25 protein-coding genes and 2 tRNA genes are annotated in these 26746 nt (G+C 54.1%); 20 read left to right on the forward strand and 7 right to left on the reverse strand.

All coding sequences use genetic code 11. From position 1 onward, the window contains the following. Nucleotides 1-109 precede the first annotated feature (109 nt). Entirely contained in the window at nucleotides 110-1045 is a 936-nt protein-coding gene (locus LGT44_RS17485) for a DMT family transporter (RefSeq protein ID WP_230332479.1), read from the reverse strand. Between the two features lie 424 nt (nucleotides 1046-1469). On the opposite strand from LGT44_RS17485, the gene LGT44_RS17490 reads away from it, so the two are divergent. The 11 genes from LGT44_RS17490 to rpoS all read left to right on the forward strand — a co-directional run bounded on the left by LGT44_RS17490 (nucleotide 1470) and on the right by rpoS (nucleotide 11800). Beyond that, nucleotides 1470-3098 carry a CTP synthase gene (locus tag LGT44_RS17490; RefSeq protein ID WP_230332478.1) on the forward strand — a complete coding sequence of 543 codons (1629 nt, stop codon included), beginning with the start codon at nucleotides 1470-1472 and terminating at the stop codon, nucleotides 3096-3098. A 41-nt stretch (nucleotides 3099-3139) separates the two neighbouring features. After that, entirely contained in the window at nucleotides 3140-4432 is a 1293-nt protein-coding gene (gene eno / locus LGT44_RS17495; RefSeq protein WP_225692990.1) for a phosphopyruvate hydratase, read from the forward strand. 101 nt (nucleotides 4433-4533) lie between these two features. Then, the gene (locus LGT44_RS17500; RefSeq protein WP_145466496.1) at nucleotides 4534-4851 is read left to right on the forward strand and encodes an FtsB family cell division protein; all 318 of its coding nucleotides are present in this window, start codon (nucleotides 4534-4536) and stop codon (nucleotides 4849-4851) included. Then, entirely contained in the window at nucleotides 4851-5564 is a 714-nt protein-coding gene (ispD, locus tag LGT44_RS17505) for a 2-C-methyl-D-erythritol 4-phosphate cytidylyltransferase (protein WP_230332477.1), read from the forward strand. Before LGT44_RS17500 ends, ispD begins: the two co-directional genes overlap by 1 nt. 12 nt (nucleotides 5565-5576) lie before the next feature. Further along, nucleotides 5577-6056: a 2-C-methyl-D-erythritol 2,4-cyclodiphosphate synthase gene (gene ispF, locus LGT44_RS17510; RefSeq protein ID WP_145466494.1), complete on the forward strand. Its 480-nt coding sequence runs from the start codon at nucleotides 5577-5579 to the stop codon at nucleotides 6054-6056. A 33-nt stretch (nucleotides 6057-6089) separates the two neighbouring features. Beyond that, on the forward strand, nucleotides 6090-7085 hold the full coding sequence (gene truD / locus LGT44_RS17515; RefSeq protein ID WP_230332476.1) for a tRNA pseudouridine(13) synthase TruD: 996 nt from the start codon (nucleotides 6090-6092) through the stop codon (nucleotides 7083-7085). Between the two features lie 251 nt (nucleotides 7086-7336). After that, on the forward strand, nucleotides 7337-8074 hold the full coding sequence (gene surE, locus LGT44_RS17520; protein ID WP_230332475.1) for a 5'/3'-nucleotidase SurE: 738 nt from the start codon (nucleotides 7337-7339) through the stop codon (nucleotides 8072-8074). Nucleotides 8075-8117: 43 nt separating this feature from the next. Continuing rightward, nucleotides 8118-8750, forward strand: a complete 633-nt coding sequence (locus tag LGT44_RS17525) for a protein-L-isoaspartate(D-aspartate) O-methyltransferase (RefSeq protein ID WP_230332481.1) — start codon at nucleotides 8118-8120, stop codon at nucleotides 8748-8750. Nucleotides 8751-8816: 66 nt separating this feature from the next. After that, nucleotides 8817-9716, forward strand: a complete 900-nt coding sequence (locus LGT44_RS17530; RefSeq protein ID WP_230332474.1) for a DUF368 domain-containing protein — start codon at nucleotides 8817-8819, stop codon at nucleotides 9714-9716. 252 nt (nucleotides 9717-9968) lie between these two features. Beyond that, nucleotides 9969-10739: a peptidoglycan DD-metalloendopeptidase family protein gene (locus LGT44_RS17535; RefSeq protein WP_225692996.1), complete on the forward strand. Its 771-nt coding sequence runs from the start codon at nucleotides 9969-9971 to the stop codon at nucleotides 10737-10739. Between the two features lie 83 nt (nucleotides 10740-10822). Then, the gene (rpoS, locus tag LGT44_RS17540; RefSeq protein ID WP_145466490.1) at nucleotides 10823-11800 is read left to right on the forward strand and encodes an RNA polymerase sigma factor RpoS; all 978 of its coding nucleotides are present in this window, start codon (nucleotides 10823-10825) and stop codon (nucleotides 11798-11800) included. A gap of 83 nt (nucleotides 11801-11883) precedes the next feature. On the opposite strand, the gene fdxA is transcribed toward rpoS, so the two are convergent. Continuing rightward, a complete protein-coding gene (fdxA, locus tag LGT44_RS17545; protein WP_145466489.1) occupies nucleotides 11884-12207 on the reverse strand; it encodes a ferredoxin FdxA in 324 nt (107 codons plus the stop codon). 219 nt (nucleotides 12208-12426) lie between these two features. Then, complete coding sequence (gene mutS / locus LGT44_RS17550; RefSeq protein ID WP_230332473.1) at nucleotides 12427-15045, reverse strand: DNA mismatch repair protein MutS; 2619 nt, start codon at nucleotides 15043-15045, stop codon at nucleotides 12427-12429. A 74-nt stretch (nucleotides 15046-15119) separates the two neighbouring features. Between mutS and LGT44_RS17555 the strand changes: the two genes are divergently transcribed. The 4 genes from LGT44_RS17555 (at nucleotide 15120) to LGT44_RS17570 (ending at nucleotide 18718) form a co-directional block, all read left to right on the forward strand. Further along, nucleotides 15120-15605, forward strand: a complete 486-nt coding sequence (locus LGT44_RS17555; RefSeq protein WP_145466487.1) for a CinA family protein — start codon at nucleotides 15120-15122, stop codon at nucleotides 15603-15605. 130 nt (nucleotides 15606-15735) lie between these two features. Beyond that, complete coding sequence (recA, locus tag LGT44_RS17560) at nucleotides 15736-16773, forward strand: recombinase RecA (RefSeq protein ID WP_145466486.1); 1038 nt, start codon at nucleotides 15736-15738, stop codon at nucleotides 16771-16773. Next, nucleotides 16754-17242 carry a recombination regulator RecX gene (gene recX / locus LGT44_RS17565; RefSeq protein WP_230332472.1) on the forward strand — a complete coding sequence of 163 codons (489 nt, stop codon included), beginning with the start codon at nucleotides 16754-16756 and terminating at the stop codon, nucleotides 17240-17242. The genes recA and recX overlap by 20 nt, the downstream gene beginning before the upstream one ends. A 459-nt stretch (nucleotides 17243-17701) precedes the next feature. Then, entirely contained in the window at nucleotides 17702-18718 is a 1017-nt protein-coding gene (locus LGT44_RS17570; protein ID WP_230332471.1) for a helix-turn-helix domain-containing protein, read from the forward strand. Nucleotides 18719-18722: 4 nt separating this feature from the next. Here LGT44_RS17570 and LGT44_RS17575 read toward each other — a convergent pair whose 3' ends face one another. The 4 genes from LGT44_RS17575 to LGT44_RS17590 all read right to left on the reverse strand — a co-directional run bounded on the left by LGT44_RS17575 (nucleotide 18723) and on the right by LGT44_RS17590 (nucleotide 21656). After that, the gene (locus LGT44_RS17575) at nucleotides 18723-20006 is read right to left on the reverse strand and encodes an NAD(P)/FAD-dependent oxidoreductase (protein ID WP_145466483.1); all 1284 of its coding nucleotides are present in this window, start codon (nucleotides 20004-20006) and stop codon (nucleotides 18723-18725) included. A gap of 117 nt (nucleotides 20007-20123) precedes the next feature. Next, nucleotides 20124-20354 carry a hypothetical protein gene (locus LGT44_RS17580; RefSeq protein WP_230332470.1) on the reverse strand — a complete coding sequence of 77 codons (231 nt, stop codon included), beginning with the start codon at nucleotides 20352-20354 and terminating at the stop codon, nucleotides 20124-20126. A gap of 24 nt (nucleotides 20355-20378) precedes the next feature. Further along, nucleotides 20379-21344 (reverse strand): tetratricopeptide repeat protein, encoded by a 966-nt coding sequence (locus LGT44_RS17585; protein ID WP_230332469.1) that lies wholly within the window; start codon nucleotides 21342-21344, stop codon nucleotides 20379-20381. 108 nt (nucleotides 21345-21452) lie between these two features. Further along, nucleotides 21453-21656, reverse strand: a complete 204-nt coding sequence (locus LGT44_RS17590; RefSeq protein ID WP_145466480.1) for a YgaP family membrane protein — start codon at nucleotides 21654-21656, stop codon at nucleotides 21453-21455. A 287-nt stretch (nucleotides 21657-21943) separates the two neighbouring features. On the opposite strand from LGT44_RS17590, the gene alaS reads away from it, so the two are divergent. The 5 genes from alaS to LGT44_RS17615 all read left to right on the forward strand — a co-directional run bounded on the left by alaS (nucleotide 21944) and on the right by LGT44_RS17615 (nucleotide 26744). Then, on the forward strand, nucleotides 21944-24574 hold the full coding sequence (gene alaS / locus LGT44_RS17595) for an alanine--tRNA ligase (RefSeq protein ID WP_230332468.1): 2631 nt from the start codon (nucleotides 21944-21946) through the stop codon (nucleotides 24572-24574). A 223-nt stretch (nucleotides 24575-24797) separates the two neighbouring features. Then, entirely contained in the window at nucleotides 24798-26030 is a 1233-nt protein-coding gene (locus LGT44_RS17600) for an aspartate kinase (RefSeq protein WP_145466478.1), read from the forward strand. 194 nt (nucleotides 26031-26224) lie between these two features. Beyond that, nucleotides 26225-26431 (forward strand): carbon storage regulator CsrA, encoded by a 207-nt coding sequence (gene csrA, locus LGT44_RS17605; protein ID WP_225693004.1) that lies wholly within the window; start codon nucleotides 26225-26227, stop codon nucleotides 26429-26431. A gap of 68 nt (nucleotides 26432-26499) precedes the next feature. Then, nucleotides 26500-26589, forward strand: a tRNA-Ser gene (locus LGT44_RS17610). A 78-nt stretch (nucleotides 26590-26667) separates the two neighbouring features. Continuing rightward, nucleotides 26668-26744, forward strand: a tRNA-Arg gene (locus LGT44_RS17615). The last annotated feature ends 2 nt before the right edge of the window (nucleotides 26745-26746 follow it).

Consider the following 26746-nt stretch of genomic DNA (forward strand, 5'->3'; position numbering starts at 1 on the left):
AAATCCGAATCTGCGACTGTCATGTTATCAGAATTGTTAAGAAGATTTCTGTCGCCGGTACTGTGTTTTATTGGCAACACGTCGCAATTCTGATCTGGAAAAGGGGTTGTTAACGCTGCAGCCGGCTGACACCAAACATCACCAGCGCCATACCGGCGGCGGTCAGCCAGCCGAAGGGTTCGCCAAGAAAAATAATCGCCATCAGCGTGGTGGCCACCGGGCCTATCGTACCGCTGACGCTGGTTTTCGCCGGGCCGATGCGTTTAATAGCTTCGCTGACTAAAAACGAAGGTAAAACGGTGGCGAATATGGCCAGCACAATGGTGCCCAACCAGCGGGTGCTGTCCATTTCCGGCAGGCTGATGCCATAACTGATGCTGTAATGCAGCATGGTGGCCAGCGCTGCCGATCCCATCGCAATACTGGTAAACAACAGGCTGCCCATATTGCCGATGGCGTTTTTGCTGAACAGAATATACAGCGAGAACGACAGGGCGCTGGCGAGTATCAGCAATGTACCTTTGGTGGTGGCGATATTGTCGGCGGCAAACTGCAGATCCTGTCCGTATACCAGTATCAGGCCAATGTAGGTCAGAATCAGCGCAACAATATGATGGCGCTGAAAGGTCTGACCAAAAAATAACGCGCCGAGAATAATCACCAGCGTCGGATAGGCGTACAGCATCAGCCGCTCAAGCTGGGCGCTGACATATTCGAGCCCGCGCAAATCCAGATAGGACGCCAGCCAGTAACCGAGCAGGCCTGTGCCGGCGGCTTTTAACAGCTGCAGCGCAGTCGGTTTTACCGGCAGACGCTTCCAGGCCAGCCAGCCGACAACAACATAGACCGGCATCGCCAGCATCATACGCAGCCACATTAATGGCAGTGCGGTCATGCCCAGGTCGTACAGCCATTTGATGATGATGGGCTTGGTAGAAAACAGAAATGCAGCGCACAGTGCCAGCATCAGGCCGAAGCGGGCTGGGGTTGTGTCTGTGTCGGTTGTTGATGCCGGTATGGGTGTGGCGGGCTCGGTGGCAGCCATGGTTCTCTCCTTGATGTTAAAAGAGGCTGCGGTCTGGGTCGGAGGGGGGCTGGCTTTTATAAGGGGGGCTTCCCGGCGACGGAGATCCGCAGCCGGTGGGTAAATCAGTTTAAAATCAGACTGTTAACCCGACGGCCGCGCAGGCAGATAGCCACCACTGTTTACCCTTGCTCAGGGATACAGAGACGGCGTGCAGATGTTTGTGCATCTGTTGGCTGCGGAAAGCGTAGCGGGTTGTTGTCATGATAAATTCCGGTCAGTTCCGGTAACTCTTTGTAAGCTGTCAGACTAACAGAGAAAAATGGCTGCTGGAAAGCGCCTTTTGATTTTACCCGGATAGCCTCTTCTGGTATTCTGCCCCCCCATCTTGAGCGAAGGTTCTGTGCCTTCCGTTTTGTATCCATTTCTGTCTCGCGGACCTTCTATGACACGATTTATCTTCGTCACAGGTGGTGTTGTTTCTTCATTGGGGAAAGGCATCGCTTCTGCATCTCTGGCTGCCATTTTGGAAGCCCGTGGCCTTAAGGTCACCATGCTCAAGCTGGACCCGTACATCAACGTCGATCCGGGCACTATGAGCCCGTTCCAGCATGGCGAAGTCTTCGTAACCAACGATGGTGCGGAAACTGACCTCGATCTGGGTCACTACGAACGTTTTATCCGTACCACCATGTCACGCCGCAACAACTTCACTACCGGTCGTATTTACACCGATGTGCTGGCGAAAGAGCGTCGCGGTGATTATCTGGGCGGTACCGTGCAGGTTATTCCGCACATCACTGACGAAATCAAACGCCGTGTACTCGAAGGCGCTGAAGGTTCTGATGTGGCGCTGGTGGAAATCGGTGGCACCGTTGGTGATATCGAATCCCAGCCATTCCTGGAAGCTGTGCGTCAGATGAAAGTCGAGCTGGGATCCAAGCGCGCTCTGTCGCTGCATCTGACTCTGGTTCCGTATATCGCTACCGCGGGCGAGACGAAAACCAAGCCGACTCAGCATTCTGTTAAAGAAATGCGCACTATTGGTCTGCAGCCGGATGTACTGATCTGCCGCTCCGACCATAAGATCGATGCCTCTGCACTGCGCAAGATTGCACTGTTCACCAACGTTGAAGAGCGTGCCGTAATCCCGCTGGAAGACGCCGATACCATCTACAAGATCCCACGCATGCTGCACGATGCCGGCCTGGATGATCTGATTGTTGAGAAGTTTGATCTGACCTGTCGCGAAGCAGACCTGTCCGAGTGGGATGTTGTGGCTGATGCCAAACTGAATCCGGAGAAAAGCGTCACTATCGCCATGGTCGGTAAGTACATGGATCTGCTGGATGCCTATAAGTCATTGATCGAAGCAATCGATCACGCCGGTATCCACCACAAGGCCAAAGTAAACGTCCGTTATATCGATGCCGAAGACGTTGAGCGTAAAGGCGTTGATGTTCTGGCAGGCGTTGATGCCATTCTGGTGCCGGGTGGTTTCGGTAACCGTGGCGTTGAAGGCAAAATCCGCACGGTTCAGTACGCCCGTGAAAACAAAATCCCATACCTGGGTATCTGTCTGGGTATGCAGGTGGCGGTAATCGAATTCGCCCGTAACGTGGTCGGCTGGGACGATGCACAGTCAACCGAATTCAGCAACGATACCAAGCATCCGGTGGTTGGCCTGATCACTGAATGGCAGGACGCTTCCGGTAATGTTGAAACCCGCAGCGAAGATTCTGACCTCGGCGGCACCATGCGTCTGGGCGGTCAGGAATGTGTGCTGACTCCGGAAACAACCACCGCCAAAGCCTACGGTAAAGAACTGATTGTTGAGCGCCACCGTCACCGTTACGAAGTGAACTCTTCTCTGGTGCCGGAACTGGAAAAAGCCGGTCTGCGCATTGCCGGACGTTCGGTCGATGGCGAGCTGGTCGAAGTTGTGGAAGTACCGGATCACCCATGGTTTGTGGGTTGTCAGTTCCACCCAGAATTTACCTCGACTCCGCGTGATGGACACGGCCTGTTTTCGGCCTTTATCGCCGCGGCGTTTGATTACAAAGATTCCCATTAATTTAAAAATAGAAAGCCTCTGTTTTCTGGAGACAACCAACTATGGCAAAGATTGTTGATATCAAAGCACGTGAAGTGCTGGACTCCCGCGGTAACCCGACCATTGAAGCGGACGTTATCCTGGAAGGCGGTTTTTTCGGTACAGCCTGTGCACCAAGCGGCGCTTCTACCGGTACCCGCGAAGCACTGGAACTGCGTGATGGCGACAAAAGCCGTTATCTGGGCAAAGGCGTACTGAAAGCCGTTGCCAACGTAAACAACACCATCAAGCCTGCTCTGGTTGGTATGGATGCTCTGGACCAGCGTGCGCTGGACAACAAAATGCTGGAGCTGGACGGTACTGACAACAAGTCTGTACTGGGCGCCAACGCCATTCTGGCGGTTTCTCTGGCGGCTGCCAAAGCGGCTGCTGCGGCCAAAGGTGTTGAACTGTACGTTCACATTGCCGATATCAACGGTACTCCGGGCGTTTACTCTATGCCGGTACCGATGATGAACATCATCAACGGTGGTGAGCACGCGGATAATAACGTCGACATTCAGGAATTTATGGTGCAGCCGGTTGGCGCGCCGTCTTTCGCCGAAGCGCTGCGTTGTGGTGCCGAAATCTTCCACGCGCTGAAAAAAGTACTGTCTTCTCAGGGCCTGAACACCGCCGTGGGTGACGAAGGTGGTTTCGCACCAAACCTGGCCTCTAACGCCGATGCACTGGCTGCGATCAAAGAAGCCGTTTCTGCTGCGGGCTACGAGCTGGGCAACAACGTGACTCTGGCTCTGGACTGTGCGTCTTCTGAATTCTACAAAGACGGCAAGTACGACCTGAAAGGCGAAGGCAAAGTCTTCACCTCTGAAGGTTTCTCTGACTACCTGGCTGAACTGTGCGACCAGTACCCGATCGTTTCTATCGAAGACGGTCAGGACGAATCTGACTGGGCTGGCTGGAAATATCAGACTGAAAAACTGGGTGCCAAAGTGCAGCTGGTCGGTGACGATCTGTTCGTAACCAACACCAAGATTCTGGCAGAAGGTATTGAGAAGGGCATTGGTAACTCCATCCTGATCAAGTTCAACCAGATCGGTTCTCTGTCTGAAACTCTGGACGCCATCAAAATGGCGAAAGACGCAGGCTACACCGCTGTGATCTCTCACCGCTCCGGTGAAACCGAAGACAGCACCATCGCCGATCTGGCGGTAGGTACTGCGGCGGGTCAGATCAAAACCGGTTCCCTGTGCCGTTCAGATCGTGTGTCCAAGTACAACCGTCTGCTGCGTATCGAAGAGCAACTGGGTGCCAAAGCACCGTACAAAGGTCGCTCTGAGATCAAAGGTCAGTAATACTGGCTGAATACAAAAAACGGGCTTAATTGCCCGTTTTTTGTTAATGAAGAGCCATACAACGACACCATGAGCGATGCTACCCTGACCGGGAAACGGATATGTCAGACAAACTTATGCCTCATTTTCGCCTGCTGATCTGGCTTGTGCTGCCGGTACTGCTGTTGCTGGTGCTGCAATACCGCATCTGGCTGGATGACAGCGGTGTGGTTGCCAGCCGCCAGTTGCAGCAGCGTATTGCTTTGCTGCGCGAGGATAACGAGGTGCAGCAAAGTGAAAATGACGCTCTGTTGGCTGAAGTTGAAGATCTGCGCCACGGCCAGACCCTGCTGGAAGAAAAAGCCCGCGAAGATCTCGGTCTGGTGCGCGATGGCGAAACCTTTATCCTTTTTGTAGACCCTCCTGCCGGCAAACAATAATGACGACTGCGCGTTACTTTCCTATTTTGCCCGCCGCCGGTGTTGGCAGCCGTATGCAGGCCGACCGGCCGAAGCAGTACCTGCCGATTCAGGGACGCTTTCTGCTGGATTACACTCTGGATGCGATTCTCAGTTACCCCGCATTTGAGCAGGCGGTGCTGGTGTTATCGGCCGATGATCCTTACTGGCCGGACAGTGAATACGCCAGTGACGAGCGTATTATCCGTGCTGCCGGTGGCCGTGAGCGCTGCGATTCGGTACTGAACGGTCTGGCCGCACTGCAGGGCATTGCAACAGCGCAGGACTGGGTGGTAGTGCATGATATCGCCCGGCCCTGCCTGCGCCATGGCGATCTGGATAAGCTGCTGAGCGAGCTGGCCGACCCCGGCGCCATTCTGGCTGCGCCAACCCGCGACACCATGAAGCGTGGGGTGCTGCGCGACGGCAAAATCGTGATTGAGCATACCGTTGAGCGTGAGCAGCTGTGGCATGCATTAACGCCGCAGGTATTCCGTTATGGTCCGCTGCAGCAGGCGTTAACCGCTTGCCTGGCACAGGGCCTGACAGTCACCGATGAAGCGTCGGCGATGGAGCAGCAGGGTTGTCAGCCATTGCTGGTGGCTGGCCGCTCCGACAATATTAAAGTGACGCGGCGCGAAGATCTGGCGCTGGCGGAACTGTTTTTATCCACCTCTTTATCTCCACATTCCTGAACGAGAGTTGTTATGCGCATTGGTCATGGCTTCGATGTACATGCTTTTGAAGACGGCGATTTTATTACTCTGGGCGGCGTGCAGATTCCGCACAGCCACGGCCTGAAAGCCCATTCCGATGGTGACGTGGCTTTGCATGCGCTGGCCGATGCACTGCTGGGTGCGGCGGCGCTGGGCGATATTGGCCAGCATTTTCCCGATACCGATGATGCCTGGGCCGGAGCCGACAGCCGTGTACTGCTGCGCCATGTGGTCGGTCTGATCCGCGATAAAGGCTATCAGGTGGGTAACGTCGATATCACCATCATTGCCCAGGCGCCGAAGATGGCACCGCATATTCAGACCATGCGCGAGTGCATCGCCGCCGATCTGAACGTGCGTCTGGATGATGTGAACGTCAAAGCCACCACCACCGAAAAGCTAGGGTATGTGGGGCGTAAAGAAGGTATTGCCGTACACGCGGTGGCTTTACTGATCACTGCCGCCCGCTGATTTAAATTTTAACGCTGAAAAACGAGAGCCCTTTTGACAACAACACTCCTGCCTGACTGGCCCAACGCTTATCCGCACACCGGTGCCAGCGCCCTGTTGAAACAACAGAATGACGATTTCTGCGTGGAAGAAATTCCGCTGGCGCTGCCCTGTGGTGAAGGCGAGCACGTCTGGCTGCATATTGAGAAGAACGGGGCCAACACCGCCTGGATTGCCAAACGTCTGGCAGCCCATGCGGGAGTTAAGGAAATGGATGTCGGCTACGCTGGCCTGAAAGACCGCAACGCCATCACCCGCCAGTGGTTCAGTATTTATCTGCCAAGGGTCGAAGCGCCGGATTTCAGTGCTCTGAATGATGCCGAAATGACGGTACTGAGTCAGAGCCGCCATTCTAAAAAGCTGCGCCGCGGCGATCTTCTCGGTAACCGCTTTACCATCCGTCTGCGTCAGGTGCAGGGTGAGCGCGCGCTGATTGAAAGCAATCTGGAGCAGATCAAAACACTGGGCGTGCCTAATTATTTTGGTGAGCAGCGCTTTGGTCATGGTGGCGGCAATATTGAATCCGGCCGCGCCATGCTGGCCGGTGAAATCCGTGTGCGTAATCCGGGCAAGAAAAGCATTTATCTGTCAGCCATCCGTTCGCTGATTTTCAATAATGTGCTGGCCGAACGTATCCGTGCCGGACTCTGGGGGCAAACGCTGGCCGGTGATATCGCCGACGACAGCGGCTTAAGCACCGGGCCGTTATGGGGCCGGGGCCGCCTGAACAGCACAGACGATGCCTTAGCGCTGGAAAGCCGCGTCGCGGCGGAGCAGCCAGAACTGTGCGATGGTATGGAGCATGCCGGTCTTAAGCAGGAGCGCCGTGCTCTGGCCGCATTGCCTGCCAATCTCAGCTGGCAGTGGCAGGAAGACGCCGGAACGACCGATTTAGTGCTCACCTTTTCACTGGCCGCCGGGTATTATGCGACCTCCGTAATCCGTGAACTGATGCAGGTACAGGAATTAGGGCCTGTTGACACTAATTGAATCGAGCCTGCTGAGAGCCGGTTTTTCTCAGAACAAGGAGAGAGGAGTGATATTAGCGGGCTAAATGAATGACGAACGACGACGTTTATGGGGAAAACCGGCCTCAGCCATGGCTAAAAATTCCTCATCCTGCGTTGCTGTTCGCTCGCTTAACCCGTTAGGCCACACTCTCAGCGCCTTGTTTGAGAAATTTTTAGTTAATAACAGGCCTGTTTAATTAGTGTTAACAGGCCCTCGAAGGGTGAATGCGCATGACGCTGATGCTGTCGAATGATGATGGAGTTCATGCTCCCGGGCTTCGTACCCTGGCGCAGGCGCTGACCGATGCCGGGCGAGACGTTCTGGTGGTTGCGCCCGACCGTGACCGCAGTGGTGCCAGCAACTCGCTGACCCTCGACCGGCCGCTGCATCCGCTGCATCTGGATAATGGTTTTATCAGCGTCAATGGCACGCCGACCGACTGCGTGCATCTGGGCGTTAATGCCTTTTACACAAACCGCTGTGAGCGGGTGATCGCAGGTATCAATGCCGGCGCCAACTTAGGTGACGACGTGCTCTATTCCGGCACCGTTGCCGCCGCAATGGAGGGGCGTTTTCTGGCAAAGACACCGATTGCGGTGTCGCTGACCGGCAAACAACACTTTGCCACGGCCGCGCGGGTATTGCTGGAATTACTGCCGAAGCTGGAACAGCTGCGTCTGCCGGCCAATTCGGTGATCAATATCAACGTGCCGGATCGTGCCTACGACGAGCTGAACGGCTTTGAAATTACCCGTTTGGGCCACCGTCAGCGCTCTGACAATCCGGTGCTGACCACCAATCCGCGTGGCAAAGAATGCTACTGGATTTCCGCCGCCGGCGACGTTGCCGATGCCGGTCCCGGTACCGATTTTCATGCGATAGAACAGGGGAAGGTTTCCATTACCCCCATCCAGATGGACATGACCCAGCATACTGCGCTTGAGCAGATGGCTGAGGTTCTGAACTGAGCAGGATCTCTGAGTGAACGAGCAGCAGCTGACCGGCATAGGAATGACTTCACAACGCACCCGCAACCGTCTGGTGCAGCGCCTGCGTGAAGCCGGTATTAAAAATGAAGAGGTGTTGGACGTTATTGCCCAGACGCCGCGTCATTTATTTGTGGATGAAGCGCTCGCGCACCGTGCCTACGAAGATACGGCCTTGCCGATTGGTAACGGCCAGACCATCAGCCAGCCTTATACCGTGGCGCGCATGACCGAAATCCTGCTCGCTGCCGGGCCGCTTAACCGGGTGCTGGAGATCGGTACCGGTTCCGGCTATCAGACCGCGGTTCTCAGCCCACTGGTCGGCAAGTTGTTCAGTGTGGAACGCATTGAGCCCCTGCATCAGCGTGCCCGCCAGCGTCTGCAGCAACTGAATTACCGCAATGTCACCCTGAAACTGTCCGACGGAACCTGGGGCTGGCCCGAGCACGGCCTGTATGACGGTATTCTTGCCGCCGCAGCGCCGGAAGATGTACCTGATTCCCTGTTACAGCAACTCGCCGATGGCGGACGGCTGATTATGCCGGTCGGTACCCAGGAGCAAAAACTGGTGCTGATTACCCGTCATGGGGAACACTTCAGCCGTAAAACCCTCGAAAGCGTGCGCTTTGTACCTTTTTTACCCGGCGTACAGCGTTAATCTCAGAGCAATGACAGTACCGCTGCTGATATCTGATAACTCTTCATCTATAAGGACAAGGACGCGATGCAACACTTCTGGCTGTTCCTCAAAGGCATAGCAATGGGGGCTGCCGATGTGGTGCCCGGTGTCTCCGGCGGCACCATCGCCTTTGTTACCGGCATCTATACCGAGCTGCTGGACTCCATCAAAAATATCAACCTGCAGGCACTGAAAACGCTGTTTAAAGACGGCCCGCGCGCTTTCTGGCAAAGCATTAACGGCACCTTTCTGCTGGTGCTGGGCAGCGGCATCCTGCTGGCACTGTTGTCGCTGGCGCGTGGAATTCACTATCTGCTGATGAACTATCCGGTGTGGCTGTGGGCCTTCTTCTTCGGCCTGATTCTGGCCTCCTGCTGGCATATCGGCAAAGAAATCGGACGCTGGGGCCTGGCACAACTGGTGTTGCTGGCATTGGGCGCCGTCATCGCCGGCTTTATCAGCACGGCATCGCCAACTTCGGTCACGCCGACACCACTGATTATTCTGCTGGCCGGCAGCATTGCGATCTGCGCCATGATCCTGCCAGGGATCTCAGGCAGCTTTATTCTGCTGCTGATGGGGCTGTATGAGCCGGTTCTCGGTGCCGTGCGGCAACTGGATATACAACTGCTGGGCACCTTTGCGGTGGGCGCTGCTATCGGTTTGATGGCTTTTTCGCGTCTGCTGAGCTGGTTACTGCATCACTATAAAGATGCCATGTTTGCATTGCTGACGGGCTTTATGGCGGGTTCCCTGCTGAAAGTCTGGCCCTGGAAAGAAACCCTGAGTACGCGCCTGAACAGCCATGGGGCAGAGGTACCTTTTATTCAGAGCAATATCCTGCCGGACAGTGGTTTATCCTTATTGCTGGCGCTGGGATTGATGCTGGCGGGAGCTTTATTGGTTCTTGGGCTTGAGCGTTTTGCGTCCAGAACGGCGCAGTAGTTTTCGTTCGCCCAGAGAGAACAAGTGTTAACTAAAAATAAAAATCTGCAAGTAAGCAATGCGGTTTTTTTGTGAAAACGGGTAGAGTTCCGTATATAAGCCGCAAATCTGATAAAAACTTTGAATTTTTTAGACTTATTTAGAATAAGTATTTTATTTTTAAGTGTCTTTGGTTAAAAACAATCAGGCGCGCCGCAGGGCTCAAAAAGCTGTCATTTTTGAGTGTCAAAAAACAACCACCGACGGACGACGATGAAAGCACTGACCACTGTCATATTAGTCACGATAGCTACACTATTAACAGGGTGTCTTTCTGGCCGAGAATTTGTCTCAGTTGAAGAGAAGTTCAGTAAAGGACAAACCGCGACGGGTTTCCATCTTGTAGAACGGGGTGAGACGCTGTTTTCTATCGCCTGGCGTTACGGAATCGATTATCGGGAGTTGGCGAGCGCTAACTCAATAGCCAGCCCCTATGTTATCTATCCTGGTCAAAAGATTGACATAAGAAATGTCGCCCGCCGTTCTGCTCCGGTCACGGTTACTGCCGTCGAAAATCCGTCAAAACCGCTGCCAAAAAGTCAGAGGCCAGCTAAGCCTCCCGTCAAAACAAGTCATAACACGCCAAAAAATAGCGACAATGCAGCCGATACTGACTGGAAATGGCCGGTAAACGGCCGTTTGATTGGTCATTTTTCAACCAAAAAGCCCGTGAACAAGGGGATTGATATCGCCGGTGCTTTGGGAGAATCTGTTTTGGCAGCAGCGGCAGGAACCGTGGTTTACGCGGGTCAGGGCTTACGCGGTTATGGCAACTTAGTCATCGTCAAACATAACGATACTTACCTCAGCGCCTACGCCCACACCAGCCGCATTCTGGTCAGCGAACAAGAAGTCGTTAAAGCTGGCCAGAAGATTGCCGAAATAGGATCTACTGGTACCGACAAAGTGAAACTTCACTTTGAGATCCGAAGAAACGGCAAGCCGGTTGATCCGCTCAGATACTTACCCAGCCGGCCTGGGTAGAGCGGTCGGAAATTAATCAGTCGTTCTGGCATAAAACCTGTTTCGGTTCAGGTTCAGGACGATAACCAAAGGCGGGAATGAACATGGCAGTACAACAACGAGAACTACGCGAAGAAGACGTTTTTGATGATGTAGAAGCGCTGGCACTGGTGGAAGAGTCTGAGTCTGAACAGGATTCGGCAGACGAAACAACAGAACGCTTTGCGGCAGATACATCCTACAAAACGATGGATGCTACTCAGTTGTATCTCAATGAGATTGGGTTTTCCCCACTGCTGTCTGCGGAAGAAGAAGTGCACTATGCACGTCTGGCCCGCAAGGGTGATGAGATGGGTCGCCGTCGCATGATTGAAAGTAACCTGCGACTGGTGGTGAAGATTTCACGCCGTTACGTTAACCGCGGCTTATCGCTGCTGGATCTGATCGAAGAGGGCAACCTTGGTCTGATCCGCGCGGTTGAGAAATTTGATCCGGAACGCGGATTCCGCTTCTCTACCTACGCCACCTGGTGGATCCGTCAGACCATCGAACGGGCGATCATGAATCAGACCCGTACCATCCGTCTGCCGATTCACGTGGTCAAAGAACTCAACGTTTACCTGCGTGCAGCCCGTGAGCTGACCCAGAAGCTGGATCATGAGCCAAGCGCAGAAGAAATCGCAGCTCTGCTGGAAAAACCGGTAGAAGATGTAAAACGCATGCTCAAACTGAATGAGCGTGTAACCTCGATTGATACTCCACTGGGACCGTCATCCGATAAATCCATTCTGGATACCATTGCTGATGAACGTGTAACCGATCCGGGTGAAGAACTGCAGAATCAGGATATTCAGTCCAATCTGGATCGCTGGATTGAAGAACTGCCAGAGAAGCAACGTGAAGTATTATCCCGCCGCTTTGGTCTGCGTGGTTATGAAACCAGCACCCTGGAAGATGTGGGTCGCGAAATCGGTCTGACCCGTGAGCGTGTTCGTCAGATCCAGGTCGAAGCCCTTAAGCGTCTGCGTGAGATCATGGAGAAGCAGGGTCTGAACGCAGCCACTCTGTTCGGTGATGCCTGATCACTGAACAGCAGCAATAAAAAAGCGGCCATTGGCCGCTTTTTTATTGCCCGGGGTTTAACCCGGATGCTGAGCTGGAAAACTCAACGCTCAAGATGCTGCAGTTTGTCCGGAACGCCATCCCACTCCTCGGCATCCGGCAGCGATTCTTTTTTCTCGCTGATGTTCGGCCATACTTCGGCCAGTTCTGCGTTCAGTTCAATGTACTGTTCCTGACCGGCCGGTACTTCGTCTTCGGAGAAAATCGCTTCTGCCGGGCACTCAGGCTCACACAGTGCACAGTCGATACACTCATCCGGGTGAATCACCAGAAAGTTCGGACCTTCGTAGAAACAGTCAACCGGGCAGACTTCCACACAGTCGGTGTACTTACATTTCACGCAGTTATCAGTAACGACGAACGTCATCTGGGGTATCTCCTAATCTCGCAAATCATCGGCGCTTTCCCCCGGTTCTTGGCAGACTGATAAGATACTCAGTCTCCGGGTGTTTAGTAATCCGCCATTCTAGGTAGGAGCGGGCAAGTGGGCAAGTTCGTCCGCTATAAATATGGGTTATAGCCAACGGCCTAATGGTTCTAACGAAGTCGTAAAAAACCGCACGCTGGCTATAAGAAGGCCGCTGCTTTACAGCAGTGCCTTCAGTTCATACATCAGTTCCAGTGCCGCCCGTGGTGACAAATCGTCCGGATTCAGTGCGGCCAGGCGCTCTTCAACGGCTGACGGCAGGGCGGCGAACAGATCATTCTGCAGCGGCTGATCGGCTTTTGCCGCTTTATGCGTCACAGGTGCCGTATTCTCCGCACCGCTGGTAACAGACGTTGGTATAGCTGCAGGGCTGACGCCGGAGCTTTGCTCCAGATGTAACAGCTGCACCTTGGCCTGCTGAATCACGCTGTCCGGTACGCCGGCCAGCTGGGCGACCTGCAGACCATAACTCTGGCTGGCCGGGCCCTGTTCTACCGAGTGCAGGAAGATAATACGGTCGTCGTGTTCGGTGGCTTTCAGGTGCACGTTAACCACATTGCTGTGGTTTTCCGGCAGGGCGGTCATCTCGAAATAATGGGTGGCAAACAGGGTAAATGCACCGATATGTTCGGCCAGATGTGCGGCACTGGCCCAGGCCAGAGACAGACCGTCAAAAGTGCTGGTGCCACGGCCGACTTCATCCATTAATACCAGGCTCTGGGCGGTGGCATTGTGCAGGATATTCGCGGTTTCGGTCATTTCCACCATAAAGGTCGAACGGCCACCGGCGACATCATCGGAAGAACCCATGCGGGTAAAAATCCGGTCAATCGGGCCCAGGGTGCAGCTCCCGGCGGGTACATAACTGCCGATATGGGCCAGCAGGGCAATCAGGGCAACCTGACGCATATAGGTCGATTTACCGCCCATGTTCGGACCGGTAATGATCTGCATATTCTGTTGGGCATCGAGGCGGGTATCGTTGGCGACAAAGGGATCGACGATCAGATTTTCGATTACCGGATGTCGCCCCTGCTGAATATCGACCACCGCGTCGCTGACCAGTTGCGGCTGAACAAAACGCAGGCTTTCGGCACGCTCGGCCAGATTCGACAGTACATCCACCTCAGACAGCGCCGCGGCGCACACCTGCAACGGAATCAGCTCTTCGGCCAGCGCCTGTACCAGTTCGTCGTACAGGGCTTTTTCGCGGCTTAATGCGCGGCTTTTGGCACTCAGGGCTTTGTCTTCGAAGGTTTTAAGCTCCGGCGTAATAAAACGTTCAGCGTTTTTCAGCGTCTGGCGACGGATATATTCCGTAGGTGCGGCATCGGACTGGGCTTTGGATATTTCGATGTAATAGCCGTGCACGCGGTTGTAGCCGACTTTTAAGGTGCTGATACCGGTACGTTCTTTTTCCTGCTCTTCGAGCTTAATTAAATAATCGCCGGCGTTTTCGCTCAGTGCGCGCAGTTCATCCAGCTCGCTGTCGTAGCCTTCGGCGATCACACCGCCGTCGCGGATAATGACCGGCGGGTTTTCAATAATGGCTTTGCTCAGGCGTTCAACCCAGTGCGGGAATTCCTGCGCCCGTTCCAGTAATTGTTCAGCCAGTGCGCTGTCGAGGCGGGTTAACTGCTGGCGGATATCGGGCACGATGGCCAGCGCATCACGCAGCCGTGCGAGGTCGCGCGGGCGGGCGGAACCCAGTGCCACGCGCGATAGAATACGTTCAATATCGCCGACCTGTTTCAGGCTGCTGTGCAATTCTTCGGCGGCGTAATGCTGAATAAGCTGGGCGATGAATCCCTGCCGTTGTTGCAGCAGTGCCTGGTCGCGCAGCGGACGGTTCAGCCAGCGTTTGAGCAAACGGCTGCCCATCGCCGTGGCGGTTTTATCCATGATCCAGGCCAGCGTGTGCTGACTGTCGCCTTTCTGGTTGATGTCGATTTCCAGATTCCGGCGACTGGCGGGGTCGATAATAATCGTGTCATCCGGCTGCTCGATCTGCAGCGAGCGGATATGCGGCAGATTATTGCGCTGGGTTTCCTGAGCGTAATTCAGCAGTGCGCCGGCAGCACGGATAGCCACCGTCATATGCTCACAGCCAAAGCCACGCAGGTCGCGGGTTTTTAACTGCTGGGTCAGCAGGCGGAATGCGGTGTCGGATTCGTAGTGCCAGGGCGCCTGTAATTTCGCCCCCTGGCGTTCACGCAGACCGGCGGGCTGGCGCTGATCTTCGTTGAGTAATAATTCCGCCGGACGCAGACGTTCGATCTCGGCCAGTAAAGCATCTTCACCGTCGACCTCCAGCACCGAGAAACGACCGGAACTGATTTCCAGCACGGCTAAACCATGGCGTTGTTGCTCAGAACAGAGGGCAACCAGCAGGTTGTCGGAACGCTCATCCAGAAAAGCTTCATCGGTCAGGGTGCCTGGTGTAATCACCCGCACGACTTTGCGTTCGACCGGCCCTTTGCTGGTCGCCGGGTCGCCGATCTGTTCGGCAATCGCCACCGACACGCCCTGCTTTACCAGCCGGGCGATATAGTTTTCGGCAGCATGGTATGGAATACCGGCCATCGGAATCGGCTCGCCGCCGCTCTGACCGCGGGCGGTTAAGGTAATGTCGAGCAGCTGTGCCGCACGTTTGGCGTCGCTGTAAAATAATTCGTAAAAATCGCCCATGCGATAAAACAGCAGAGTGTCGGAGAATTCGGCTTTGATGCGGAAATACTGTTGCATCATCGGCGTGTGCTGGGCGGTTGCCTGGCTCATCGGGCGAGTGTCCTTAAAAAACGGGCGTGTTAATGTAAACGGCAGATTGTAAGTGATTCCGCGAGGATACAGAAATGAGCCCTGAACTGAATGCTTCTGTTGCCGTACTGGCTGAAATTCTGCAGAGCCGTAATCTGCGGCTGGTCACTGCGGAGTCCTGTACCGGTGGCGGTATTGCCAGTGCGCTGACCGATCTGGCCGGCAGTTCGAACTGGTTTGAATGTGGTTTTGTCACCTATTCCAACGAAGCCAAAGTCCGCTACCTCGGCGTACCACCGGCGATTATTGAGCAGTTTGGTGCGGTCAGCGAAGAGACGGTGCGCGCCATGGTGGCCGGTGCCGTCAATAACAGTCTGGGTGATCTGGCCGTGGCGGTCAGTGGTGTGGCCGGACCCGGCGGAGGCTCCGAAGATAAGCCCGTGGGTACCGTCTGGTTTGCCTGGGGAAACGCCGAGCAGCAGATTACGGAATGCTGCCACTTTCCCGGTAACCGCGAACAGGTGCGCGCACTGGCGGTTGTGCATGGTATTCAGGGCTTATGCCGCTGGCTGTCCTGCTGACAAAAAAAGAAGGGTTGGCGCTGAGAATAAGCTGTGCTTAAATACTGGTTAAATTTACAGTGATTGGTCATGAGCAGGTAACAGACCGGTCAGACAGACTAACCAGATTAAACACAGACAGGACAGAGCGATGGATGCTAACAAACAGAAAGCACTTGATGCGGCACTGAGCCAGATTGAACGTCAGTTTGGTAAAGGCGCCATTATGAAGATGGGCGAGCAGCCGCGCGAAGCCATTCCTGCTATCTCCACAGGTTCTCTGGGGCTGGACATCGCTCTGGGCATTGGCGGTCTGCCACAGGGCCGGATCGTTGAAATCTACGGCCCGGAAAGCTCAGGTAAAACCACACTGTGTTTATCGGTGATGGCGCAGGCGCAGAAAATGGGCAAATCCGTTGCCATTATCGATGCCGAGCACGCTCTGGATCCGCTGTATGCCGAGAAGCTGGGTATCGATCTCAACAACCTGCTGGTATCGCAGCCGGATACCGGTGAACAGGCACTGGAAATCTGTGACAGCCTGGTACGCTCCGGCGCAGTGGATGTGATTGTTGTCGACTCCGTTGCTGCACTGGTTCCTAAAGCTGAAATTGAAGGCGAGATGGGCGACAGCCATGTTGGTCTGCAGGCGCGTCTGATGTCTCAGGCTCTGCGTAAAATTACCGGTAACGTTAAAAACGCCAACTGTCTGGTGATCTTTATTAACCAGATCCGGATGAAAATCGGCGTTATGTTTGGCAGTCCGGAAACCACGACCGGTGGTAACGCGCTGAAGTTCTATTCTTCTGTACGTCTGGATATCCGCCGTATCGGTTCGGTTAAACAGGGCGATGAAGTTATTGGTAACGAAACCCGCGTTAAAGTGGTGAAAAATAAAGTATCGCCACCATTCAAGCAGGCCGAGTTCCAGATCATGTACGGTCAGGGTATTTACCACATGGGTGAGGTGATCGACCTGGGTGTTAAGTGTGGCCTGGTGGATAAATCCGGTGCCTGGTACAGCTATAAAGGCGACAAGATCGGGCAGGGTAAAGCTAATGCTGCACTGTTCCTGCAGGATCACCCTGAAATGGCTGCAGAAATTGAAGCCGGTATCCGCAGCCAGATGCTGACGGTGGCCGTAGCATCTGACATTACCAGTGAAGTGGATGAAGAAACCGAAGCCTGAGCTGACGCAGGCTGAATTACGCCGGGCGGCTGTTGATCTGCTGTCCCGGCGTGATTATTCCCGCCGCGAACTGACACGTAGACTCTCCCCGAAAGCCGCTGACCCTGACGATGTGGAAACGGTTCTTGATGACCTCGCCGAGCGTCACTGGCAATCCGATGAACGTTTTGCCGAGTCTTTCCTCAACAGCCGCTGTCAGCGTTATGGTCCTGTGCGCCTGCAACAGGAGTTGCGTGAAAAAGGCCTGAGCGCAGAGCAGATTCAGAGTGCTATCGCCAATCTCAGTGTCGACTGGTATGAGCTGGCACTGGACCTGGCACAACGCAAATGCCCCGGCGGGCTACCGCCACAGGATATGCGTGAACGCGCCCGTTTATATCGTTTTCTGGCCTATCGTGGTTTTACGGGTGAGCAAACCAGTTATGCCCTTGAGCAGCTGGCTATGGCTGAACATTCGGACAACGATTAAGTTCCTGTCACCATCTAGGGCCTGTCGACACTAATTAAACAGGCCTGTTATTGGCTAAAAATATCTCAAACAAGGCGCTGAGAGTGTGGCCTAACGGGTTAAGCGAACGAACAGCAACGCAGGATGAGGGATTTTTAGCCATAACCCTTCGGGCTGAGGCCAGTTTTTCTCATTAACTTCGTCGTTCGTCATTCATTTAGCCCGCTAATATCACTCCTCTCTCCTTGTTCTGAAAAAAACTAGCTCTCAGCAGGACCTATTCAATTAGTGTCGACAGGCCCTAGTGAATATTCCTGACTAAGCTGCCTTTTTGACGACATTATTTTCACTGTCGCCTCAGTCTATTGACACTCCCCTCACCGCTAACCATGATCGGAATCATATATTTAAATATAGAACGAATGTTCAATTTCCGGTGGAGACCGGCAATTAATAATCATAAGATCGTTGGGGAGGGATATGAGCCCAACTTTACAGGTCGATATCGTACTGGTGCAGCACCTGCTGAGTTTCTGGGACAGTCAAGGTATTGATATCACTCCTGTCTGGAGTTTACTGAGCATGACGCCAGCGGAGCCTATGCCGCCATGGGTCGATGCTGACAAGCTGAAGCTTGCCCACCAGTATATTGCCTCGCAAAGCAGCGACAGGCTGCTGCCTGCCCGTACCGGTCGTTATCTGGCGCAACGTGATTTACCGCTGAGTCGCTTATTAAAATACTCTGAGAACCTGTCCCAGGGGCTGGTTTCTGCATTGCGTTTTATGCATCTGTCCGTTGGCAATATTCATTTTGTTGTCAGCCCGGGTGAGCACAAAGTGGTTATACGGGCTGAGCCCCAGAGCAGCCTGCAACTGCTGCCGCAGCAGTTGTTGCAGGGCCTGTTAACATTGTCTGAGGCCTGTTACCAGGTGTTGGGCCGATGCTATACCGATCAGGATCTGACTCTGCGGGTACCTCTGGAGCCTGATGTTATTACTGAACTGAACGCCTTTTCTGTTCCGGCTGTTACGGCAGGTGAGCATTATGCTCTGGATATATCAGCAGCTGCCTGGCAGCGTTTGAATCCGGGACAGCAGCCGATTCTGTATGCCAGCCTGTTGCGTGACTTTGAGCGTAACGCCGATAAATTTCAGGAACAGGTAAGGTTGTACAATGAACTGCAGCGCATTCTGCAGGGGTGTCTGCTGAAGCGTCAGGTGTCACAGGAAGATGTGGCTGCCCAGTTGGGCATCAGTGTGCGTAATTTGCAGCGTCGACTGAAAGCGCTGGGTACAACCTATCAGGCTTTACTGGACGAAAGCCGGCAGGCGCTTTCCATGCGTCTGATCCGCGATGAAAGTATCCCGTTATATGAAATTGCTTTTATGGTCGGCTATGCCGAGCCGAGTGCATTTTATAAAGCTTTCAAACGCTGGACGGATGCAACGCCCGGCGATTACCGTCAGGCGTTGAGTGCAGAGACAAATGAAGCCTGATAGCTCAGTGTAGCTTCAGGCGCGGCCGGATAACCTTGTTGATATGACCTACCAGGCTCAGCAGCAGGGTATGCCAGTAACCGTGCAGGGCAATCTGATGCAGCCGGTACAGTGACACATAAACAATCCGCGCCAATCTTCCCTCAATCATCATCGAACCACTGGTCAGGTTGCCCATAAGGCTGCCTACGGTGCTGTAGCGGCTGAGAGAAACCAGCGAACCTTTATCGCGGAAAACAAATTCCGGTAATGGTTGTCCCTGATGACGTGCGCGCAAAGCTTTAACCAGATGACTCGCCTGTTGGTGAGCAGCCTGAGCGCGTGGCGGTACCGGCTTGCCATCGCTGTGCATTACGCTGCAGCAATCTCCGAGGGCAAAGATATTCGTGTCTTCGGTCTGCAGGCTGGCATTAACGATCAGCTGATTGGCGCGGTTGGTTTCCAGTCCCAGTGTTTTCATAAACTCCGGTGCTTTTACCCCGGCGGCCCAGACTTTCAGCCGTGCCGGAATGGTGCCCTGATCTTTGGTAACAAAGCCTTCGGCAGTGGCCTCAGTAATCAGGGTACCGGTACGAACCGATACGCCCAGCGCTTCCAGTTCACGGGTTGCAGCGGCGGATATTCTTGGTGGCAGTGCCGGCAGAATGCGTTCGCCTGCTTCGATTAAGGTAACCTTCAGCTGTTCTGGCGAAACGTTCTTCAGGCCATAACTGCTCAATACTTCGGCGGTGTTGTACAGCTCCGCAGACAATTCCACCCCGGTTGCACCGGCACCGACAATCGCAATTTCCAGATTGCGTGGATTTTCGCTGTTACTGGCACGCAGGAATTCGTTGAGCAATGTGCGGTGAAAGCGTTCGGCTTGCTGGCGACTGTCGAGGAAAATGCAGTGATCTTTAGCGCCAGGCGTGCCGAAATCGTTCGTTACGCTGCCGATGGCAATCACCAGCGTGTCGTAGCTGACGCTGCGCTGCGGAACGATCAGCTCGCCCTGTTCGTCGTGAATTGGCGCCAGCACCACTTCGCGTTGTTCGCGTTGCAGGCCGGACATGCGTCCAAGCTGAAAACTAAAGCCGTGTACCTTGCCGTGGGCGCGGTAGTTAAGCTCGTCTATCCCTGAATCCAGTGCGCCGGTGGCGACTTCGTGCAGCAGGGGCTTCCACAGGTGGGTGGGGTTGGCATCAATAAGGACGACTTCGGCTTTTCCGCGCCGTCCGAGCTTGCGCCCTAATTGGGTTGCCAGTTCCAGTCCGCCTGCACCACCGCCAATAATGACGATACGTTGCATGGTGAGACTCCGGTAAGTGAAAAAACTGCCGCCATTATACGGACAAAGCTGTCACGATTGGCCGCTTTTATTCATCAGAATTTCACATTAGCGGAGTATGTCTGCGAATGCTGTGTTTCAGTGGGCAGGAAGGGGCGTGGGTTGTTGCCAGATGCCGAGCAGGTGGCTGGCGCCGGCGAGTAAAATGCCTGTTGCCAGCACTAACAGGCTCTGTTGCAGCCAGACCGGCATTTTTTTCCAGCGCAGATGCCAGTGCAGGAAGCGAACATGGCCGAAAGGTCCGATGGCCAGATGCAGCATCAGCAGCACCATGGCCGGAACCATGGCAATCAGCAGAGCAGTAATCATTGTTATATCCGGTGATGGCTGTGCTCAGTCGGCCACTTGCCATTGTTGCAGGTGATCAGCGCAGACCTGACGGTTCAGGGCTTCTTCTGCACTCAGTACCGGCAGTTTAACGCATTGCTGCAGCAGTGTGATCATTCTGTCGTGATACTTGTCTTTATCCAGTCGGGCAAGGGCGTTGACGTATTCGTTGTAGATCACCGGCAGCTTGTCCTGTAATTCCAGTGCGCGCTTGAATGCTTCCAGAGCCCGGCTTTCGGTGGAGCCGTAGGTGATGCGGCCAACAAAGGAGCCGACACGTTCGACCACGCCGGCATGTAAGCCGCCCAGCATCGCCGGGTACAGGGCTTGCTGCGGATAGCGTTCCTGTAACTCTGCCATCGCGTCCTGGGTGTCACCGAGAAAACCGGTGGCCGTGGCGGCGCTGGTATCCAGCAGTTCCAGAATCCGGGCATGGGCATAAGCCAGACCAAATTCGGCGAAGGCATAATCAGGGGCAAGAGGTAGCAGGCGTTCAGACTCGGCTGCGGCTTCACGGAAGGTTGTAAGCTTGGTGTCTTTGTCCTGCACAATCAGTGCGGCATACATCAGCTTGGAGTACAGCGCAGGAATGGAGCCCGCAGGCCCGAGTTGTTTGCCCAATTCATAAGCCTGCTGAAAATGGCCTTCGTAATGCAGACGCCAGACCTGCTGACTGGCTTGTGCCAATGGCTGCAGGTTGTCGTTGAGTAGTGCCTGCAGGGCAGGATGGGCATCGGGCTGGCGTGCCAGGGTTAAGGTAAATTCGGCGAGTTGCGGATATTTCGCCATCATGTCGCGGAGAAAGGTTTCGTCCGGATAGGGCAGACCGGGCCCCTGATTCAGTTGTGGCCAGAATTCCAGCAGGCGGTCAGCGCTGTAATCGAACTGGGGCAGTTCAGCTGGATAGGGTTGCCAGTCGGCAGCCGACACCTGAGCGCAGAAAGACAAGAATAAAATATGGATATAACGCATAAACCCTCCGGATGAGGGCGGGATTATAGCGGCGGAAGGTGGCCGGAACCTGTGAATTCCGGCCAATTTATAAGGGTTGATTCCTGCCAGAGCTCGCTGCCGGCAGTATTACTGGAAAGCCTTACCGGTGCTGATCCCCAGTTTTTTCAGAATCATTGCCAGCGGGCAGAAACCACTGAATGCGGCCTGAAACATGTTGGCGCCGACAAAAGCGGTAAACCACAGCCAGTTAATATTGTGAACCTGAGACAGGCCAACGCTGATCAGGATAAACAGGCCGGCAATTGCGAAAATCATGCGATCGACATTCATAACATCACCTTTTTCTAAATTAGAATATGCTTATATAGTTATCTTTGTTGTGTCTATCGTCAAGCAATTTTTCCTGCCGGTGCGGTGGGCGTCAGATCTGACAGCTTATTCCCGTGCTGTTCTCGCTTATCAATGCGGATCTCCGGGCAAAATCCTGTGCTCCATTTATTGTGTGGCTGATATTTACTGCCAGGAACACGCTTGCGGGGACTCGGCCTGAAGCGCGCAAACCGCTATACTCCTTCTCCTTTAACTTTGACTAACCGCTTCCGGATACCCGCAGCCGTATGAAAAGCTCAGACATTCGCAAGGCATTCCTTGATTACTTTGCCTCCAAAGGCCATGAAGTGGTGCCATCCAGCCCGCTGATTCCCGGTAACGACCCGACTCTGCTCTTTACCAATGCCGGTATGGTGCAGTTCAAAGACTGTTTTCTTGGTAAGGATCAGCGCAGCTATACCCGCGCGGCCTCGTCTCAGCGCTGCGTGCGTGCCGGTGGCAAGCATAACGACCTGGAAAATGTCGGTTATACCGCGCGTCACCACACCTTCTTTGAAATGCTGGGTAACTTCAGCTTTGGCGATTACTTTAAAGAAGATGCGATTAAGTTTGCCTGGGAATTCCTGACCTCACCGCAGTGGCTGAACCTGCCGAAAGAAAAACTGATGGTTACGGTTTACGCCGAAGACGACGAAGCCTATGACATCTGGAACAAGCAGATGGGCATTCCGGCGGAAAAAATCGTCCGTATCGGAGATAACAAAGGCGCCCGCTACGCGTCCGATAACTTCTGGGCGATGGGTGATACCGGCCCGTGCGGTCCGTGTACTGAAATTTTCTTCGACCATGGCGAACATATCTGGGGCGGGCCTCCGGGATCACCGGAAGAAGATGGCGACCGCTTTATCGAAATCTGGAACAACGTATTTATGCAGTTTGATCGTCAGCCTGATGGCGAGATGATCCCACTGCCGAAGCCTTCTGTTGATACCGGTATGGGCCTCGAGCGTATCTCGGCAATCATGCAGGGCGTGCACAGCAACTACGAAATCGATCTGTTCCAGGCACTGCTGGCGGCGGCCGGCGAACTGACCGGCTGCAAAGATACCGAGAACAAGTCTCTGCGCGTAATCGCCGACCATATCCGCTCAACCAGCTTCCTGATTGTTGACGGCGTGCTGCCATCCAACGAAGGCCGTGGTTATGTGCTGCGCCGTATTATCCGCCGCGCTGTTCGCCACGGTCATATGCTGGGAGCGTCGGTTGGTTTCTTCCACAAGCTGGTGGGTGCACTGGTTGAGCAGATGGGCGAAGCTTATCCGGAATTGCGCACACTGCAGGCGCACGTCGAAAAAGTGCTGCGTCTGGAAGAAGAGCAGTTCGCCAAAACGCTGGATAAAGGTATGGCGATTCTGAACGATGCTATCGCCGGCCTGGAAGGCGATACCATTCCCGGTGAAACCGCCTTCAAACTGTACGACACCTACGGTTTCCCGCTGGATCTGACCGCCGACGTTGCCCGTGAGCGCGACCTGAAAGTCGACGAAGACGGCTTTAATGTGGCAATGGATAAACAGCGCGAAATGGCCCGCTCAGCCGGTAACTTTGCCGGTAACTACGGCAAAGGTCTGGAAATCGACGGAACAACGGAATTCCTTGGTTACACCCAGCTGGAAAATACCGGCAGCGTGAAAGCCCTGTTTAAAGACGGTGTGGTCGTTGAGCAACTGAACGCCGGTGATGAAGCCGTACTGGTGCTGGATGAAACCGCCTTTTATGCCGAAAGCGGCGGTCAGGCGGGTGATACCGGTTTCCTGAAAGCCAACGGCGTTGTCTTCCAGGTGAAAGACACCAGCAAAGAAGGCAAAAACCATCTGCACAAAGGCGTGCTGGTTGAAGGTTCAGTCAAAGTCGGTGACCAGCTGACCGCAACGGTTGATGCGGAAAAGCGTCAGTCGACGGCCATTCATCACTCGGCCACTCACCTGCTGCACGCTGCGCTGCGCAAAGTGCTGGGTGAGCATGTCAGTCAGAAAGGCTCGCTGGTGACTTACGACAAACTGCGTTTCGACTTCTCTCATCTGGAAGCGGTTAAAGCAGAAGAGCTGGCTGAGATCGAAAACATCGTTAACGCCCAGATCCGCGCTAACACCGAAGTAACTACCCGTCTGATGAACATCGACGATGCCCGTAACTCCGGTGCGATGGCACTGTTCGGCGAAAAATACGACGACGAAGTGCGCGTGCTGTCGATGGGTGTGGATGATTTCTCGGTCGAGCTCTGTGGTGGTACTCACGCGAAGCGCACCGGTGATATCGGCGTGCTGAAAGTCAGCAGCGAAAGCGGTATTGCCGCCGGTATCCGCCGTATTGAAGCGGTCGTTGGTCAGGCAGCGCTGGACTTTATTGCCCGCGAAGAAGCCACCCTGAACGGTATTGCCCGCAACCTGAAAGGTTCGGCTGATAACGTTGGCGACAAAGTTGAGCAACTGATGGCGCGTAACCGTCAGCTGGAAAAAGAACTGGATGCGCTGAAATCCAAACTGGCTTCCAGTGCCGGCTCCGATCTGGCTAACAATGCGCAGGATATTAACGGCGTGAAAGTGCTGTCAGCCCGTCTGGATGGTGCCGATGTCGAAGCATTGCGCACCACCATGGACCAGCTGAAAAACAAGCTGGGTTCTGCGCTGATCATGCTGGCAGCAGAAACCGAAGGCAAAGTGACACTGCTGGCCGGTGTGACCAAAGACCTGATTGGTAAAGCCAAGGCCGGTGATGCGGTTAAAGAATGTGCTCCTTATGTCGATGGCCGCGGTGGCGGTAAGCCGGAAATGGCTCAGGCCGGTGGTCAGAAGCCGGAAGGCATTGACGACGCTCTGGCCGCCTTTAATAACTGGGCTCAGGCTCAGCTGTCCTGATCGTCAGATCTGGTTGAAAAACAGCGGGCATTGCCCGCTGTTTTTTTATCTGCAGATTGACGCTTTATGTGCTTTTCCCGGCTGCGGTAATTTATCCCCGGTAATAAACGTTGGTCAGGCATCAGACTGTTGCGTTTTAAGCCAATAGGCCATCTTTCTTGTTGTGGACATTTGTTGTTTAATGAGCGCCCCTTCAACCAGTCAATCCCAGTAAAGACACATCATGGCGCTATACGTACAGAAATACGGCGGTACATCCGTAGGTTCTATTGAACGCATCGAGGCCGTTGCCGATAAAGTTAAGTCTTTCCACGACGCCGGCCATCAACTTGTTGTTGCCGTTTCCGCAATGAGCGGTGAAACCAATCGCCTGATTGGTCTTGCGAAAGGCATTTCCGAAAATCCGACTCCACGCGAAATGGATGTGCTGGTTTCCACCGGCGAGCAGGTGACGATTGCCCTGCTGGCGATGGCGCTGCAGAAGCGCGGTGTGGATGCCCGTTCTTTCACCGGTTGGCAGGTTGGTATCAAAACCGACAGCTCTTACATGAAAGCCCGTATTGAAGATATCGACACCAGCGCCATGCGTAAGCAGCTGGACAGCGGTGGCGTGGTGATTGTGGCTGGTTTTCAGGGGATCGATGACGACAACAATATCACCACGCTGGGTCGTGGTGGTTCTGATACCACAGGTGTTGCACTGGCTGCGGCACTGGGCGCAGACGAGTGTCAGATTTATACCGACGTCGATGGTGTATATACCACCGATCCGCGTGTTGTTCCGGCTGCGCGCCGTATGGATAAAGTAACTTTTGAAGAAATGCTGGAAATGGCCAGCCTGGGTTCAAAGGTTCTGCAGATTCGCTCGGTCGAATTTGCCGGTAAGTACAAAGTTCCCCTGCGTGTACTTTCCTCATTTAAGGAAGGTAACGGCACCTTGATCACGATGGAGGAGATGAGCTCCGTGGAAAATCCAGTTATTTCAGGCATTGCATTCAATCGCGACGAAGCAAAACTCACCCTGAAAGGTGTACCCGATGTTCCGGGTGTGGCATCCCGTATTCTGGTGCCAATCAGCGACGCGAATATCGAAGTGGACATGATTGTTCAGAACGTGTCCGAAGACGGTACTACCGACTTCACTTTCACCGTAAACCGTGGCGACTATCAGAAAGCGCTGAAAATTCTCAGCAGCCTGGCTACTGAACTGAATGCCCGTGAAGCCACCGGAACCGATGACATCTGTAAAGTGTCTATGGTTGGTGTGGGCATGCGTTCTCATGCCGGCGTTGCCAGCAAAATGTTCAAAGTTCTTGCTGACGAGAATATTAATATCCTGGCAATCACCACTTCCGAAATTAAGATTTCTGTTGTGATTGCAGAAAAGTATCTGGAACTGGCGGTCCGCGCTCTGCACACAGCCTTTGGCCTGGATGCAGAAGAGCAGGCAGAATAACCCTCCGTCCTTTCCGATCCTCATTAGGGGGCGCTCAATGACTGAGAGCCCCCTAATAACTAAATATTCTCAATAACGCCTCGCCTTGGCTTCATTTCTGACCATAGTGGTCAATACTGAGCATTGGGACGTGAGAATATCGGCTTAACCGCCAAAGCACCCTAGAACCGAACAGGAATGTCAGGAGAACTCCTATGCTTATTTTAACCCGTCGCGTAGGCGAAACTTTGATGGTTGGTGACGAAGTCACTGTGACTGTCTTAGGCGTTAAAGGAAACCAGGTACGCATTGGTGTTAACGCACCAAAAGAAGTTGCCGTACACCGTGAAGAGATTTACCAGCGCATCCAGCGCGAGAAAGATGGTGACGAAGGTCACGACGAAAGTCACGGGAATTACTAACACCTTAATTTTGTTAAAATTTTTCCTTTGATTTTTGCGGGAACGTGGTATCATGCGCGCCGTGAACTGGAGAGATGGCCGAGTGGCTGAAGGCGCACCCCTGCTAAGGGTGTATAGGTTTACCCCTATCGAGGGTTCGAATCCCTCTCTCTCCGCCACGTTTTCTGCTCCCGCAGATGTGTATTAAAAGCGTTGACAGTTAGCACTGACTCCCTATAATACGCGCCCCACGATGCGCGCTCGTAGCTCAGCTGGATAGAGTACCTGGCTACGAACCAGGCGGTCGGAGGTTCGAATCCTCCCGAGCGCGCCATT

Origin of the sequence: Thalassolituus alkanivorans, from assembly GCF_020447205.1 — a bacterium.
Taxonomy (GTDB): Bacteria; Pseudomonadota; Gammaproteobacteria; order Pseudomonadales; family Oceanobacteraceae; genus Venatoribacter; species Venatoribacter alkanivorans.